The organism is Bartonella sp. AP57NXGY (assembly GCF_042195805.1).
Taxonomy (GTDB): domain Bacteria; phylum Pseudomonadota; class Alphaproteobacteria; order Rhizobiales; family Rhizobiaceae; genus Bartonella.
In genome coordinates, this window is the sequence record NZ_JBHIOZ010000010.1 from 1 (window position 1) to 1,927 (window position 1,927).

Consider the following 1,927-nt stretch of genomic DNA (forward strand, 5'->3'; position numbering starts at 1 on the left):
CCGATGGTACACGTAATTTTCCAAAAGCTATGAAAAAAATAGAAAATGAACTCCAAAAAGTCGGAGCACGAGAAAAAAGTCAACGGAAATGCCGTTTTATATCCGTCATTTGCATTGCATGGCCTGATGCTCATGCAGATTACTTCCGTGGATGCGTTGAAGGAACGTTCATTTGGCCTCCACGGGGAGATAAAGGCTTTGGTTTTGATCCTATTTTTTTACCCGATGGATATGAAAATACCTTTGGAGAAATGTCAACAGAGCAAAAACACAACTGGAAACGTAATGATCTTCCCCCTCTTTCACATCGCGCACGTGCTTTCAAACTTTTGGCAGAAAACCTTTTAGCATTCTCATGAATGAACCTTTTGGCATTTACATTCATTGGCCCTTTTGTGTAGCTAAATGTCCTTATTGTGACTTTAATTCGCATGTTCGCATCCATGGTGTTGATCAACCACGTTTTGTCACCGCCTTTAAGCGCGAAATAGAAACGCAATACCACAAAATAGGCCCACGCCATATTACAAGTATTTTTATTGGTGGAGGAACCCCTTCCCTTATGGAGCCGCAAACTGTCGATGCCCTATTGCAAGCACTTGCAAAAAAATGGGTAGTCGATGATAAAGTTGAAATTACATTAGAAGCTAATCCATCCAGTGTGGAAGCAGAGCGCTTTCGTGGATACCGTGCGGCAGGTGTTAATCGCTTATCTCTAGGGATACAAGCGCTCAATGATAAAGCATTGCGCAAACTTGGCCGACTCCATAATGTGGAACAAGCTCTTTGTGCCATTGCTTTAGCACGGCAAATTTTTCCACGTTTATCCTTTGATCTCATTTATGCCCGCCCCGAACAAACCCTTGAACAATGGAAATCTGAACTTGTACAAGCAATTGATTTAGCAGCGGACCATCTTTCTCTTTATCAATTGACGATCGAAGAAGGAACCGCCTTTAAACGGCTTCATGATGCAGGAAGACTTATCCTTCCCCCATCAGAGCTAGCAGCAGATCTGTATCATCTTACTCAAGAAATAACGGCACTACATGGACTTCCTGCCTATGAAATCTCAAACCATGCAATGCCCGGTGCCGAATCAGCACACAATCTTCTTTATTGGCGTTATCACCAATATGCAGGCTTTGGTCCAGGAGCACATGGACGTTTCATTGAGCACGCATCGAATCATTCCTCTTTCTGTTCAAAAACATTGTCATCACACCTTGAAAACCGCGAACGTTATGTCACAATAAATGAAAAGCATCCCGAACAGTGGCTTAATTTGGTAGAAACAACAGGACATGGCTGTATTGAAACGGAACATTTAACCACTGAACAACAGGCAAATGAAATGCTCCTTATGGGATTACGCCTTTGCGAAGGCTTAGAACTTATACGCTATGAAACCTTAAGCCCTAAACGTATCCCAATGGAAAAACTGATCGATTTACAACACCAAGAATTGATAGAAATGGTGGATAACCAACGCTTAAAAGCAACAACCAAAGGACGTATTGTTCTTGATCACATCATCAGCCAACTCGCAAACTAAAGTTTTTATAACAACATACTTATTTTAATCATAATTATCATTTTTCACAGCAAAGGTGAGATTAGAATATCGTGAGATTCTCTCATTTCAAAACTATTTATAGCAAGTTAGTTATCGCCATTTGCTTACACCTTAAAAATAGAGAAGCATGTGGATAAAAACCATAAAAAAGGAGTAAAAAGGCCTCTTATGAACACTCTTAAGTGCTAAAAGCTATTGCAATATTTTGAGCTAGAAAGTGTATGGTGCTCTAACTTTATTTTTCATAAACATAAAGATGGGGAGGCATTATAGATTTTATATTACAACATTCATAAGCACCGTAGTAGCACAAATGTGACAAACATTGAGAAAATTTCTTTAAAACAAGTA

The 1,927-nt window shown here is 39.7% G+C and carries 2 protein-coding genes; both read left to right on the forward strand.

All coding sequences use genetic code 11. The features are described from left to right. A partial coding sequence (locus ACFIL8_RS02705; protein ID WP_375688861.1) for a non-canonical purine NTP pyrophosphatase occupies positions 1–359 on the forward strand: 359 nt, incomplete at its 5' end. Beyond that, a complete protein-coding gene (gene hemW, locus ACFIL8_RS02710; protein WP_375611381.1) occupies positions 356–1,555 on the forward strand; it encodes a radical SAM family heme chaperone HemW in 1,200 nt (399 codons plus the stop codon). The genes ACFIL8_RS02705 and hemW, both read left to right, overlap by 4 nt. Positions 1,556–1,927: the final 372 nt, after the last annotated feature.